Raw genomic sequence first — 14,044 nt, forward strand, 5'->3', positions numbered from 1 at the left:
GCTCAGCGCGGCAGAACGGTGGCGCCCATCAGCGCCTCATCGATCGCCCGCGCAGCCTGGCGGCCTTCGCGGATCGCCCAGACCACCAGCGATTGACCACGGCGAACGTCGCCCGCCGTCCACAGCTTGTCGACCGAGGTTTTGTAGTCCGTTTCGTTGGCGACGACATTGGTAGAGCCGCGGCGATCGGTGTTGAGCGTCAGCTTGCCTTCCATTTCCTTCAGCACGCTATCGGTGAAGGGACCGGAGAAGCCGATGGCGATGAAGGCGAGATCGGCCTTGATGATGAATTCAGTACCAGCGATCGGCTTGCGGCGATCATCCACCTGACAGCATTTCACACCCGTCAACACGCCGTCTTCGCCGACGAATTCAAGCGTCGCCACCTGAAACTCGCGGATGGCGCCTTCGGCCTGCGAGGACGAGGTGCGCATCTTGGTTGCCCAGAAGGGCCAGACCGCGAGCTTGTCTTCCTTTTCAGGCGGCATCGGACGGATGTCGAGCTGCGTGACCTTCACCGCACCCTGACGGAACGCCGTGCCGACGCAGTCAGATGCGGTATCGCCGCCGCCAACGACGACGACATGCTTGCCGCCGGCGAGGATGGGATCGGCCGGCCAGCCGACGCTGTCGATGTTTTCGCGACCGACGCGGCGGTTCTGCTGCACGAGGTAAGGCATGGCATCGTAAACGCCATTAAAATCGGCACCACCGATACCGGCCGGGCGCGGGGTTTCCGAACCGCCGCAATAAAGAACGGCATCGTGGTCGGCGAGAAGCGCCTCGACCGTCACATCCACGCCGACATTGACGCCGCAATGGAAAGTAACGCCTTCGCCCTTGATCTGCTCGACGCGGCGGTCGATGAAGTTTTTCTCCATCTTGAAGTCCGGAATGCCATAACGCAGCAGGCCCCCAGCCTTCGATTCACGCTCATAAACGTGAACTTCGTGGCCGGCGCGGCCAAGCTGCTGCGCTGCCGCCATGCCCGAGGGGCCGGAACCGATGATGGCGACCTTCTTGCCGGTATGGATCGTTGCCGGCTTCGGCACGATGAAGCCCAGCTCATAGGCCTTGTCGGCGATCGCCTGCTCGACCGTCTTGATGGCGACCGGCGCATCCTCGAGGTTCAGCGTGCACGCTTCCTCGCAGGGCGCCGGACAGACGCGGCCGGTAAATTCCGGGAAGTTATTGGTGGAATGGAGGTTGCGGATCGCCTCTTCCCAATTGTTGTTATAGACCAGATCGTTCCAGTCGGGGATCTGGTTGTGCACGGGACAGCCCGTCGGGCCGTGACAATAGGGAATGCCGCAATCCATGCAGCGCGCCGACTGCTTCTGCACCTCGGCATCCGACATCGGAATGGTGAATTCGCGGAAATGGCGGATACGATCAGATGCGGGCTGATACTTGCCCACCTGACGGTCAATCTCCAGAAAACCTGTTACCTTGCCCACGTTTATGTCCTCACATCAAAGCGGAGCGCCTGTCGGGCCCCAGTACCAGTAAGCGAAACCCATAGCCGCCCCCAGCACGATGAACTCAAATCCGGTCTCGCCGCTCGTCCAGGTGACCGCCGTGGGAACGGCGGCCGCTGTTATCAGCGAGACCAGTTGGTGTAGTGTCCTCACGCGGCGGATTATTCCGCCGCCACGCCCATGCGCATGCGCTCCATTTCCTCAAGCGCACGACGGTATTCGACCGGCATGACCTTGCGGAACTTCGGACGGAACTCGCTCCAGCGGTCGAGTATATCCTTGGCGCGCGACGAATTCGTGTAGTGGAAGTGGTTCGAGATCAGCTGGTAAAGGCGCTCCTCGTCATGACGTGTCATGTCCTCGGAAACGTCCACACGTCCCTTGTGCATGAGGTCGCCACCGTGATGATGCAGCTTCTCCAGCATGTCGTCTTCTTCCGGAACCGGCTCCAGCTCGACCATGGCCATGTTGCAGCGGGTGGCGAAATCGCCCTTCTCGTCGAGAACATAAGCTACACCGCCGGACATGCCGGCCGCGAAGTTACGGCCCGTTTCGCCAAGAACGACGACGATGCCGCCCGTCATATATTCACAACCGTGATCGCCCACGCCTTCGACAACAGCAACAGCGCCGGAGTTACGCACCGCGAAACGCTCGCCCGCGACACCGCGGAAATAGCACTCGCCGGTGATCGCGCCGTAAAGCACGGTATTGCCGACGATGATCGAGTTTTCCGCGACGATGCGGGTGTTTTCCGGGGGGCGCACGATGATGCGACCACCCGAAAGACCCTTGCCGACATAGTCGTTACCGTCACCCACCAGATCGAAGGTGATGCCGCGGGCAAGGAAGGCACCGAAGGACTGCCCGGCCGTGCCGCGCAGCGTTACGTGGATCGTATCGTCCTTCAGGCCCTTGTGACCCCAACGCTTGGCAAGCGCACCCGAAAGCATGGCACCGGCGGAACGATCGACGTTCTTGATCGGCACTTCGAACACGACAGGCTCGCGGTTTTCGAGCGACGGCAGAGACTTCTCGATCAGCTTGCGGTCGAGAATGTCGTCTATCGGATGCTTCTGGCGTTCTGTCCAGAAGGTCGCTTCCTTGGGAGCCTCGACCTTGTGGAAGATGCGGCTGAAATCCAGCCCTTTGGCCTTCCAGTGTGCCAGCATCTCATCCTTCTCGAGCAGTTCGGAAGCGCCGATGATCTCGTCCAGCCGGGTAACGCCCAGCGAGGCAAGGATTTCGCGCACTTCTTCGGCGACGAAGAAGAAATAGTTGATGACGTGTTCCGGCGTACCCTTGAAGCGCTTGCGCAGAACCGGGTCCTGCGTGGCGACGCCCACCGGGCAGGTATTGAGGTGGCACTTGCGCATCATGATGCAGCCGGCCGCAATCAACGGCGCGGTGGCAAAGCCGAACTCATCCGCACCCAGAAGCGCGCCGATGATGACATCGCGGCCGGTCTTCAGACCGCCATCCACCTGCAGCGCAACGCGCGAGCGAAGGCCGTTCAACACCAGGGTCTGCTGGGTTTCGGCAAGGCCGATTTCCCAAGGGCTGCCCGCGTGCTTGAGCGAGGTGAGCGGCGAAGCACCCGTACCGCCATCGAAACCGGAAACAGTGATGTGGTCGGCGCGCGCCTTTGCAACGCCGGCGGCAACCGTGCCGACGCCGACTTCCGACACCAGTTTCACCGAAACATCGGCTTCCGGATTGACGTTCTTCAGGTCGTAGATCAGCTGCGCCAGATCTTCGATGGAGTAGATATCGTGGTGCGGCGGCGGCGAGATGAGGCCGACGCCCGGCGTGGAGTGACGGGTCTTGGCAACAGTCGCATCCACCTTGTGGCCGGGCAACTGCCCGCCTTCGCCGGGCTTGGCACCCTGCGCCACCTTGATCTGCAGCATATCGGCATTAACGAGATATTCCGTCGTCACGCCAAAACGACCGGACGCGATCTGCTTGATGGCCGAGCGTTCCGGGTTCGGCTTGCCATTGAGCAGCGGCAGATAACGGTCGGATTCTTCGCCACCCTCACCCGTATTGGATTTGCCACCGATCTGGTTCATGGCGATGGCAAGCGTGGTATGCGCCTCGCGGCTGATCGAGCCGAAGGACATGGCGCCTGTCGAAAAGCGCTTGACGATGTCTGCCGCGGGTTCGACTTCATCGATGGAAACCGGCTTGCGGCCGAGCGCTTCCGCAGACTTGATGTTGAACAGGCCGCGAATGGTGTTCATGCGCAGCGCCGTCTCATTCACCATCCCGGCGAATTCGCGGTAGCGGTCCTGGCTGTTACCGCGCACGGCATGTTGCAGCGAGGCGACGGCATCCGGCGTCCAGGCGTGGCTTTCGCCGCGCATGCGATACGCATATTCACCGCCGATATCGAGCGTATTGGCAAGGATCGGGTCCTTGCCGAAAGCCGCCGTATGGCGCGTTACGGTTTCTTCGGCGATTTCCGTCAGGGCCACACCTTCGATGGAGGTAGCGGTGCCGAAGAAATATTGCTCAACGAATTGCGAAGACAGGCCAACGGCGTCGAAAATCTGCGCGCCGCAATAGGACTGGTAGGTGGAAATGCCCATCTTGGACATGACCTTTAGGATGCCCTTACCGACCGCCTTGATATAGCGATAGACGACTTCATCGTCGGACACTTCCTTCGGGAAGGCGCCGTGCTTGTGCATGTCGAGAAGCGTGTCGAAGGCGAGATAGGGGTTGATCGCCTCCGCGCCATAACCGGCGAGCAGGCAGAAATGGTGGACTTCGCGCGGCTCACCGGTTTCCACGACGAGACCGACAGAGGTGCGCAGACCCTTGCGGATCAGGTGATGGTGTACCGCGGCCGTCGCCAGAAGTGCCGGGATCGCGATACGATCAGGGCCAAGCTGGCGGTCGGAAAGAACGATGATGTTGTAGCCGCCGCGAACGGCCGATTCCGCCCGCTCGCACAGGCGGTCGAGCATTTCGGGCATGCCTTCGGCACCGCGCTCCACATCATAGGTGAAGTCGAGCGTCTTGGTGTCGAAACGGTCTTCCGTGTGGCCGATGGAGCGGATCTTTTCCAGATCGCCATTGGTCAGGATCGGCTGGCGCACTTCCAGACGCTTGGCGCGGGCCGCCCCTTCGTGATCGAGAAGGTTCGGGCGCGGGCCGATGAACGAGACGAGGCTCATGACAAGTTCTTCGCGGATCGGGTCGATCGGCGGGTTGGTGACCTGCGCGAAGTTCTGCTTGAAATAGGTATAAAGCAGCTTCGACTTGTCCGACATGGCCGAAATCGGCGTATCGGTGCCCATCGAGCCGATGGCTTCCTGACCGGTCGTCGCCATCGGCGACATCAGGAGCTTAGTGTCTTCGCTGGTGTAGCCGAAGGCCTGCTGACGGTCGAGCAGGGACACGTCACGGCGTAGCGCGCGCGGCTCCACCGGCTTCAGATCCTCAAGGATGAGCTGGGTGCGGTCGAGCCAGGTGCGGTAAGGGTGCTTGGCGGCAAGCTCGTGCTTCACATCCTCGTCGGAAATGATCGCGCCCTTTTCCATATCGATCAGCAGCATCTTTCCCGGCTGCAAACGCCACTTCTTGATGATGCGCTCCTCCGGCACCGGCAGCGTGCCGGCTTCCGACGCCATGATGACGCGGTCATCATCGGTGACGAGATAACGCGCCGGACGCAGGCCGTTACGGTCAAGCGTCGCGCCGATCTGCTTGCCATCGGTAAAGGCAACGGCGGCGGGGCCGTCCCACGGCTCCATCAGCGCGGCATGATATTCGTAAAACGCCTTACGTTCCGCCGACATTGACAGGTTGCCCGACCAGGCTTCCGGGATCAGCATCATCACGGCATGCGCCATGGAATAACCGCCGCGCACGAGGAATTCTAGCGCGTTGTCGAAACAGGCGGTATCAGACTGGCCTTCATAGGAAATCGGCCAGAGCTTGGAAATGTCATCGCCGAACAGCGCCGACGACACCGACGCCTGACGCGCCGCCATCCAGTTGACGTTGCCGCGCAGCGTGTTGATTTCACCGTTATGGGCAACCATGCGGTAAGGATGCGCCAGCTTCCAGGACGGGAAGGTGTTGGTCGAGAAACGCTGATGCACCAGCGCAACGGCGGATTCGAAACGCGGGTCCGCCAGATCCTTGTAATAGGCGCCAACCTGATAGGCGAGGAACATGCCCTTGTAGACGATGGTCGAAGACGACAGCGAAACCGGGTAAAAATCCTGCGTTTCCTTGCCGCCGCCCTCATCATAGATGCGGTTGGAAAGAACCTTGCGGATCAGGAACAGCTTCCGCTCGAAGTCATGATTGGTCGCGGCATCACGGCCGGCGCCGATGAAGACCTGAACATGGTGCGGTTCGGTGGCGGCGATATCAGGCGCCTTCGACAGCGAGGAATTATCAACGGGCACGTCGCGGAAGCCGAGGAACTGTTGCCCCTCTTCGCCAATGACGTCGACGATGACCTTCTTGTAATGTTCGATGCGGGAAGGATCGCGCGGCATGAAGATGTGGCCAACAGCATATTCACCTGCCTTCGGCAGCGTCACGCCCTGCGTCGCCATTTCCTCGCGGAAGAAACGGTCGGGGATTTGCACGAGAATGCCCGCGCCATCACCCATCAGCGGATCAGCGCCAACCGCGCCACGATGCGTGAGGTTTTCGAGGATGAACAGGCCGTCACTGACGATCTGGTGCGACTTGACGCCCTTCATATGGGCAACGAAGCCGACGCCGCAGGCGTCATGTTCATTGGCGGGATCGTAAAGACCCTGCTTTTCCGGCAAGCCGCCCGCGAAACGCGCTTTCGCAGAAACGGGTGCGGCCGCAGCCGCGGTGGGACAGTCTGTGGTCAGGGTTGCGGCGGCGATATCCGCCTGCGGCTTGTTCATCATTTTTGTCCCTCCTGCAAAATTACTTGCACGGTTTCATGCGAAGATCCGGCTCGATACGGATTTCTGCTTCCCGCAAAATCCGCATTCATGCCGGCTGGATTAAATTTAGGACAGCAAGACTGTCTCAATTCCTGCTAATTTTGGCAGAAATGGCTGAATTTAGCAAGGGTCCGAATCCAATTAGTGAATGCCCCTGTTTGCAGCGAAGTTTCGATACTGACCTATTGTGCGAAACTTTCTTGTCGAAACAGCCGCTGGGACATTGCTTTCATTGCCCGATTTGCCAATCGCAATCTTAGGTCCTAGAACTTTGTCCGTCATAGCTTCACGCAGCCCAACACAGACCCTCAGCTATCGGAAAGCCATCAGAGATGTTTTTTGCTTCAGACAATTGGGCTGGCGCCCATCCGGCCGTCAATGAACGGCTGTCGCGGGAATCCACGCGTTTTGCCGCCGCTTACGGCACCAGCGAACTCGATCTCTCCATCGAAAAACGCTTCAACGAAATCTTTGAACGCGAAGTCGCGGTGTTTTTCGTCGCGACAGGAACGGCGGCAAATTCGCTTTCGCTCGCCAGCATTGCCCGTCCCGGCGGCCTGACTTTCTGCCATTCCGAAGCGCATGTGATCGAAGATGAATGCGGCGCCCCGGATTTCTTTTCCGGCATGCGCATGGTCGCCGTCGAAGGGCCTGATGGTAAGATGCTGCCGGAAAACCTGATCGAGCGCATTGCGCGTTATCCGCAGGATGCCGTGCACCACGGCCGCGCCGCTGCCATCACCATGACGCAGGCGACTGAAGCCGGCACCGTTTATACGCTTGATGAAATCGACGCCATCGCCAAAATCGCAAAAGACAACGGCCTGCCACTGCATATGGATGGCGCGCGGTTTGCCAATGCGCTTGCCGCACTCGGCACGACCCCGGCTGAAATGACCTGGAAACGCGGCGTCGACGTTCTGTCTTTCGGCGGCACGAAAAACGGCTGCTGGTGTGCCGAAGCGATCGTGTTTTTCGATCCTTCGCTTCCCCGGGACTTCTCCTTCCTGCGCAAGCGCACCGCCCAGCTTTTTTCGAAATCACGTTTCATCGCTGCGCAATTCGAAGCCTACCTGCAGGACGATCTGTGGCTCGGTCTCGCCGGCCATGCCAATGCCATGGCCAATCGGCTGCGCGCCGGTTTCGGCTCACTGAACAGCGCCCGTCTGGCATGGCCGACACAAGCCAACGAAGTTTTCGCCATTCTGCCCAAGGCAGCCGCCGAAGCGGCGACGCAAAAAGGCGCGAAATTCTATGACTGGCTGGAGCCGCGCGACATGCCGGAAAATGTCGGCAAGGACGAAGTGCTGATCCGCATGGTCACCAGCTTTGCGACGACCGAGGCCGATGTGGACGAATTCCTGTCGATCTGCGCCGCCGTCTGACACCGATCAGAGGGCGTCGCCTTGCGGCGCCCTCAAACCTCCTGCAACCGGTAACCGACCCCGGTTTCCGTCAGGATATAACGCGGTTGATCCGGGATTTTTTCGATCTTTTGGCGCAGCTGGCGCACGTAAACCCGCAGATATTGCACATCGGTCAATTCGTCCCAAGCATGCTCCAGCAAAAAACGGTGTGTCAGTACCTTGCCGGCATGCTGCACCAGAACACGCAGAATATCATATTCCTTGGGTGAGAGCTTCACCTCGCGATCCTCCACCTTGACGATGCGCCGGACAAGATCAACCGAGAGGTCACCGGTCTGGAAGACTGGCTTCTCACCCTGTGTTTGCAGGCGATGGCGCAGGGCCACACGGATGCGGGCGACAAGTTCGTTCATGCCGAAAGGCTTGCTGACATAATCATCCGCCCCCAGTTCCAGCGCCCTGACAATACCTGCCTCATCCGTGCGGCTGGAGAGGATGATGACCGGCAGCGCCAGACCTTCGCCGCGCCACTTCTCCAGAAGATCATGTCCGGACAAATCCGGCAGCCCGAGATCGAGCACGACAAGATCCGGCTTGTCTTCCCGGACCAGTTCCATCGCCACCTTCGCATTCATCGCCTCGCTCACCGCATATCCCTGGGTCGACAGACCCACCCGCAGCAGCTTGCGGATCGGCGGCTCGTCATCGACGATCAGAATACGAACGGCGGAATTGGTCATTCCCGATCTCCTTCAGCGGCACGGCGCAATGCGTAATCCTCTCTCGCCGGCAATAGCGCCTTAATCATGATCCAGCACCGGCGTATCGACCGCGACGGGCAAGCCTATGGAAAATTGCGCTCCGCCGCGATCCGATCTGTTTTCCGCCCGGATCGAGCCACCCATAGCCTCGATGAACCCCTTGCAGATGGAGAGACCCAGCCCCGTTCCCGCCTGCACATGGTCAACCTTGCGGACCCGGTAAAAACTGTCGAAAACCCGCTCAAGATCATCGGGCGGAATGCCCGGCCCCTCATCGGCGACCGACAGGAAGATATTTTTTCCCTGCCGCCAGCCGCGTATCGCAATGGTCGTGTGTTCGGGAGCGTATTTGGCCGCATTGTCGATGAGGTTGAACAGCACCTGTTCGAAAAGCACGGGATCAACCTTCAGCATCGGCAGGTCGGAGGGGATATCGAGAACGACCTCATGCCGGACAACGATCTTCGCCGCGCGCGACAGCGCCGTTCCGACCATGTCGCCAAGGAAATGCAGTCCGTAATTCGGCTCCATCGCACCTGATCCAATCCTCGTCATATCGAGAAGATTGGAGATGAAACGGTTCAGCCGTTCGGATTCCTCGACGATCGTCGACAGCAGTTCGGCACGCGCATCGGGCGGAATGTCATCGGCAAAATCCTTGAGCGTTCCGGCCGAACCCAAGATCGCTGCAAGCGGGGTTTTGAGGTCGTGGGAAATGGAGGTCAGAAGTGCTGTACGCAGGCGGTCGGTTTCAGCCGCCAGCCTTGCCCGGTCGACATCCGCGGCGAGCTGGATACGTTCAACCGCCAGCGCGGCCTGGTCGGCCAGCGCATCGAAAAGCCGCTGCTGTTCCGGCGTCAAAAGCGGTCCGCTTCGGTCGTCATCCAGACCCACCACACCCACCGCACCGCTGCCGGTGCGAAGCGGGAGATAAAGCCTTTTGGCACCCGGCAACGTATCCGCGCCACGACCTGCCGCCTTGTTATGTTCCCATGCCCATTGCGCGGCGGCGATATCGGCATCCACCAACGTATCGTCAGGCGGATAACCCGCCTTGACGGCAATGGCCCCGTTTTCCGGCATAAGCAGGACCACCCTCACCTTCAGCATCGACGCCATCTGATATGCAGCTGCCCACAACACATCATCAAGCGTTCCCGTGCCGGCCAGCTTTTTCGAAAACAGATAGAGATCTTCGGTCGTTCGCGCCCTCGAGCGTGCGGAGGCCGCCTGCCGCTGCACGGCAACCGTAAGATTGGAGGCAACAAGAGCCACGCCGAAATAAAACAAAAGGGCGACAAGGCTATCAGGAGAACTGACCGTCAGCGTATAACGCGGCTCCAGAAAGAAGAAGTTGAACGCGACCGCACCGAGCAGCGAGGCATAAAGCGCCGGTCCGAGACCGCCGCGCACGGCGGCAGCCAGAACGGCCATCAGGAAGACGAGCGCGAGATTTTGAACGTCGAGCGTCTGATCGAGCACGATGCCAACGATGATCGCCAGACCGACGAAAACGGTGCTGTTGAGATAGGACCGGAAAGACTGGCGGGATCGCGCCGGTGCGAGCTTCACGGCCTGCCCCGTCTTTTCCTCATTCTTATCGCCGGAAATGACGTGCACGCTTATGTCGCCGGCGTGGTCGATCAGATCATGCGTCAGCGAGCGCTGAAAAATCCGCTGCCACCAGGATTTTCGCGGGCGGCCGATGATGATGTGGGTGAAATTATTGGCATTGGCGTAAGCGATGATCTCGCGTGTGAGATCGAGTGCCGGCAGGGTTACCGTTTCGCCACCCAGCTGCTGGGCAAGCCGCATGGTGCCCGCCAGCCGATCCTTCTCCACCTCAGATAGTTGCTGCGAACGCGGCGTGTCGAGATGCAGCGCCGTCCACGGCGCACGCAGTCGGTCCGCCTGCCTGCGGGCATAACGCACCAGCCCCGGCCCGTTGCCGCCATGGTCGAGACAGACCAGAACCCGATCCCCCGCCGCCCACGGGCCGGAAATGGCATGGGACTGCATGTGGTTTAGCAATTGCTCGTCCACCCGCTGCGCCGTGCGGCGCAGTGCGAGTTCGCGCAGCGCCGTCAGATTGCCCCGGGAGAAATAATTCTCGATGGCGCGCCGGGCGGTACGCGGCAGGTAGACCTTGCCGTCCTGCAGCCGCTTGATCAGATCATCCGGGGTGATATCGATGATTTCCACATCGTCGGCCCGGTCGATGATGCTGTCCGGCACCGTTTCGCGCACGCGGATGCGGGTGATCTGCGCCACCACATCGTTCAGGCTTTCGACATGTTGGATATTGAGCGTAGTATAGACATCGATGCCCTGCGCGAGGATTTCCTGAACATCCATGTAGCGCTTGGGATGGCGGCTGCCGGCGGCATTCGTATGGGCAAGTTCATCGACCAGAACCAGAGCGGGGCGACGGGCGAGAATGGCGTCGATATCCATCTCCTCAAGCACCTGACCGCGATAATCAATGCGCTTGCGGGGGATAACATCCAATCCGTCGACCAGCGCCTCGGTTTCCCGGCGGCCATGGGTTTCTACGACGCCGATAAGGGTATCGACACCATCCGCAAGCTTGGCCCGGCCGGACATCAGCATCTCATAGGTCTTGCCGACGCCGGGTGCGGCCCCCAGAAAAATCTTCAGCCGGCCTCTTGCCTCGCGCTGGGCATTTTCCAGCAGCGCATCGGGCGACGGTCGGCTCGGCATATTGCTGATATCGTCGGGCATTTAACCACCAGTGGTCGAGGCTATGGCTTCCGGAGAAGCCATAGCCATTTCAGTTTATGAGCCGGCTGCGTCAAGTGCCATATTGAGTGCCAACACATTTACAACGGGCTCGCCCATGAAGCCGAGTTCGGGCGCTTCGACATGACGCTCGACGAGGGCGCGCAGCGCGGCTTCATCCATGCCCCTTGCCTTCGCAACACGCGGCACCTGGAAATAGGCGGCCTCAGGCGAGACATGCGGATCAAGGCCGCTGCCCGATGCCGTCACCAGATCGGCGGGAACTTCGGCCGTAGGGTTTTCTGCCTTTGCGGCTTCATAATCCGTCTTCACCCGGTCGATGAGCTTAGCGCTCGTCGGGCCGAGATTGGAACCGGACGATGAGGCCGCATTATATCCGTCGCCGGCGGCGGAGGGGCGCCCGTGAAAATAGGTCTCGCCAGTGAAGGCCTGACCGATCAATTGCGAGCCGACCACCTTGCCATCCTTCTCGATCAGGCTGCCATTGGCCTGAACAGGAAAGAGCGCCTGCGCGAGACCCGTCATGCCCAGCGGATAGGCAAGGCCGGTAATGGCCGTGGTGGCGAGGATCAGCACCAGTGCGGGACGAAGCTGTCTAAACATTGTCTTTACTCCTCAGGCGAGACCGAGCGCCGTGACGGCGAGGTCGATGAGCTTGATGCCGATGAAGGGAACGATGATGCCGCCGAGACCATAAATGACCAGATTGCGCGACAGGAGCGCTCCGGCACCGATAGGACGGTATTTGACACCCTTCAGCGACAGCGGGATGAGCGCGATGATGATGAGCGCGTTGAAGATGATCGCCGACAGGATCGCGCTCTGCGGCGTCGAAAGCCCCATCACGTTGAGGACGCCAAGCTGCGGATAGAGCGCCAGGAACATCGCCGGGATGATGGCGAAATATTTGGCGATGTCGTTGGCGATGGAGAAGGTCGTCAGCGCACCGCGCGTCATCAGCAACTGCTTGCCGATTTCGACGATCTCGATGAGCTTGGTCGGGTCGCTGTCGAGATCGACCATGTTGCCGGCCTCGCGCGCCGCCACCGTGCCGGTATTCATGGCAACACCGACATCAGCCTGCGCCAGCGCCGGCGCGTCATTGGTGCCGTCGCCGCACATGGCGACGAGCTTGCCCTTGGCCTGTTCCTCGCGGATAAGCTCCAGCTTGTTTTCCGGCGTCGCCTGGGCGAGGAAATCATCCACACCTGCTTCCGCTGCGATGGCGGCGGCGGTCATCGGATTGTCGCCGGTGATCATCACGGTGCGGATGCCCATGCGGCGAAGCTCCGCGAAACGTTCGCGAATGCCGCCCTTGACGATATCCTTCAGTTGCACGACGCCGAGCAGCTTGCCATCACGCACGACGGCAAGCGGTGTGCCGCCGGCCTTGGCGATGTCTTCCGCTATTGTGCGGATAGCCCGCGTAGCGTCCGTTTCGGTTTTGAGGGCAAGCGCCGCATTGCCATGTTGCAGAGCGCCGCCATCGACATAGGTAAGAACCGCATCAACCGCGCCCTTGCGAATGGAGGCGCCTTCAAAATCGACGCCGCTCATGCGGGTCTGGGCGGTGAAGGGTACGAAAGTGGCGTGCAGCTTCTGCATGTCCCGGGCGCGGATGCCGTATTTTTCCTTGGCCAGAACCACGATGGAGCGGCCTTCCGGCGTTTCGTCGGCGAGCGAGGCGAGTTGGGCGGCATCGGCAAGTTCCTGTTCGGAAACGCCGGGGATAGGGCGGAACTCGGTCGCCTGCCGGTTGCCAAGCGTGATGGTGCCGGTCTTGTCGAGCAGCAGCGTATCGACGTCACCCGCCGCCTCGACGGCGCGGCCGGACATGGCGAGAACGTTGAAACGTACCAGACGGTCCATGCCGGCAATGCCGATGGCAGACAGCAGCGCGCCGATGGTGGTGGGGATGAGCGTGACGAACAGCGCCACCAGCACGATGATCGGGATGGAACCGCCCGCATAGGCCGCAAAGCTCGGAATGGTCGCGGTGGCGAGAACGAAGATCAGCGTCATGCCCGCAAGCAAGATGTTGAGCGCGATCTCGTTTGGTGTCTTCTGGCGCTCGGCACCTTCGACCAGCGAAATCATCCGGTCGAGGAAGGTTGAGCCGGCAGCGGCGGTGATGCGAACGCGGATCCAGTCCGACAGAACCTGCGTGCCGCCGGTAACAGCCGAGCGGTCGCCGCCGGATTCGCGGATGACGGGGGCGGATTCGCCTGTGATCGCCGCCTCGTTGACGGAGGCGACACCCTCGATGACTTCACCGTCGGAGGGGATGATATCGCCTGCTTCGACGAGAACGACATCGTTCACCTTCAGGCTGTCGCCCGCAACCATTTTATACTGGCTGCGATCATCGCCGTTTAGAAGTTTCGCCTGGGTTTCCGTGCGGGTCTTGCGCAGGGAATCCGCCTGCGCCTTTCCGCGCCCTTCGGCGACGGCTTCAGCGAAATTGGCAAACAGCACGGTGAACCAGAGCCAGAGATTGATCTGGAAGGAAAAGGCGAGATTGGTGCCGCCAGTGATGAGATCGCGGATGAACAGCACCGTTGTCAGCACCGACACCGTCGCCACCACGAACATGACCGGGTTGCGCGCAAGCGTGCGCGGGTTGAGCTTTTTGAATGCGTCGGCGATGGCCGACACGAGAATGCGAGAATCGAGGATGCTCGCTTGTTTGGACTGGCTCATGAAGAGGCTCCAGCGTTTGAAACAGGGCGACC

At 60.5% G+C, this 14,044-nt stretch carries 8 protein-coding genes; 1 reads left to right on the plus strand and 7 read right to left on the minus strand.

Features of this window, described 5'->3' with window-relative positions; translation table 11 throughout:
- Positions 1–2: 2 nt before the first annotated feature.
- Genes O8B93_RS15290 through gltB form a run of 3 tightly spaced genes read right to left on the minus strand, consistent with a single transcriptional unit; the run spans position 3 to position 6,385 of the window.
- The gene (locus tag O8B93_RS15290; RefSeq protein ID WP_269710784.1) at positions 3–1,457 is read right to left on the minus strand and encodes a glutamate synthase subunit beta; all 1,455 of its coding nucleotides are present in this window, start codon (positions 1,455–1,457) and stop codon (positions 3–5) included.
- A gap of 15 nt (positions 1,458–1,472) precedes the next feature.
- On the minus strand, positions 1,473–1,631 hold the full coding sequence (locus tag O8B93_RS15295) for a hypothetical protein (protein WP_269710785.1): 159 nt from the start codon (positions 1,629–1,631) through the stop codon (positions 1,473–1,475).
- Positions 1,632–1,639: 8 nt separating this feature from the next.
- A complete protein-coding gene (gltB, locus tag O8B93_RS15300) occupies positions 1,640–6,385 on the minus strand; it encodes a glutamate synthase large subunit (RefSeq protein ID WP_269710786.1) in 4,746 nt (1,581 codons plus the stop codon).
- A gap of 371 nt (positions 6,386–6,756) precedes the next feature.
- Here gltB and O8B93_RS15305 point away from each other — a divergent pair, with 371 nt between their 5' ends.
- Entirely contained in the window at positions 6,757–7,809 is a 1,053-nt protein-coding gene (locus tag O8B93_RS15305) for a threonine aldolase family protein (protein WP_269710787.1), read from the plus strand.
- A gap of 32 nt (positions 7,810–7,841) precedes the next feature.
- Here the strand turns inward: O8B93_RS15305 and O8B93_RS15310 are convergent, their stop codons facing one another.
- Genes O8B93_RS15310 through kdpB form a run of 4 tightly spaced genes read right to left on the minus strand, consistent with a single transcriptional unit; the run spans position 7,842 to position 14,012 of the window.
- A complete protein-coding gene (locus O8B93_RS15310; RefSeq protein WP_269710788.1) occupies positions 7,842–8,531 on the minus strand; it encodes a response regulator transcription factor in 690 nt (229 codons plus the stop codon).
- Between the two features lie 60 nt (positions 8,532–8,591).
- The gene (locus O8B93_RS15315; RefSeq protein ID WP_269710789.1) at positions 8,592–11,294 is read right to left on the minus strand and encodes a sensor histidine kinase; all 2,703 of its coding nucleotides are present in this window, start codon (positions 11,292–11,294) and stop codon (positions 8,592–8,594) included.
- Positions 11,295–11,348: 54 nt separating this feature from the next.
- Positions 11,349–11,915 (minus strand): potassium-transporting ATPase subunit KdpC, encoded by a 567-nt coding sequence (kdpC, locus tag O8B93_RS15320; protein WP_269710790.1) that lies wholly within the window; start codon positions 11,913–11,915, stop codon positions 11,349–11,351.
- A gap of 12 nt (positions 11,916–11,927) precedes the next feature.
- A complete protein-coding gene (gene kdpB, locus O8B93_RS15325) occupies positions 11,928–14,012 on the minus strand; it encodes a potassium-transporting ATPase subunit KdpB (protein WP_269710791.1) in 2,085 nt (694 codons plus the stop codon).
- Between the last annotated feature and the right edge of the window lie 32 nt (positions 14,013–14,044).

The organism is Martinezella rhizogenes, assembly GCF_027460065.1.
GTDB classification, from domain to species: domain Bacteria; phylum Pseudomonadota; class Alphaproteobacteria; order Rhizobiales; family Rhizobiaceae; genus Agrobacterium; species Agrobacterium rhizogenes_C.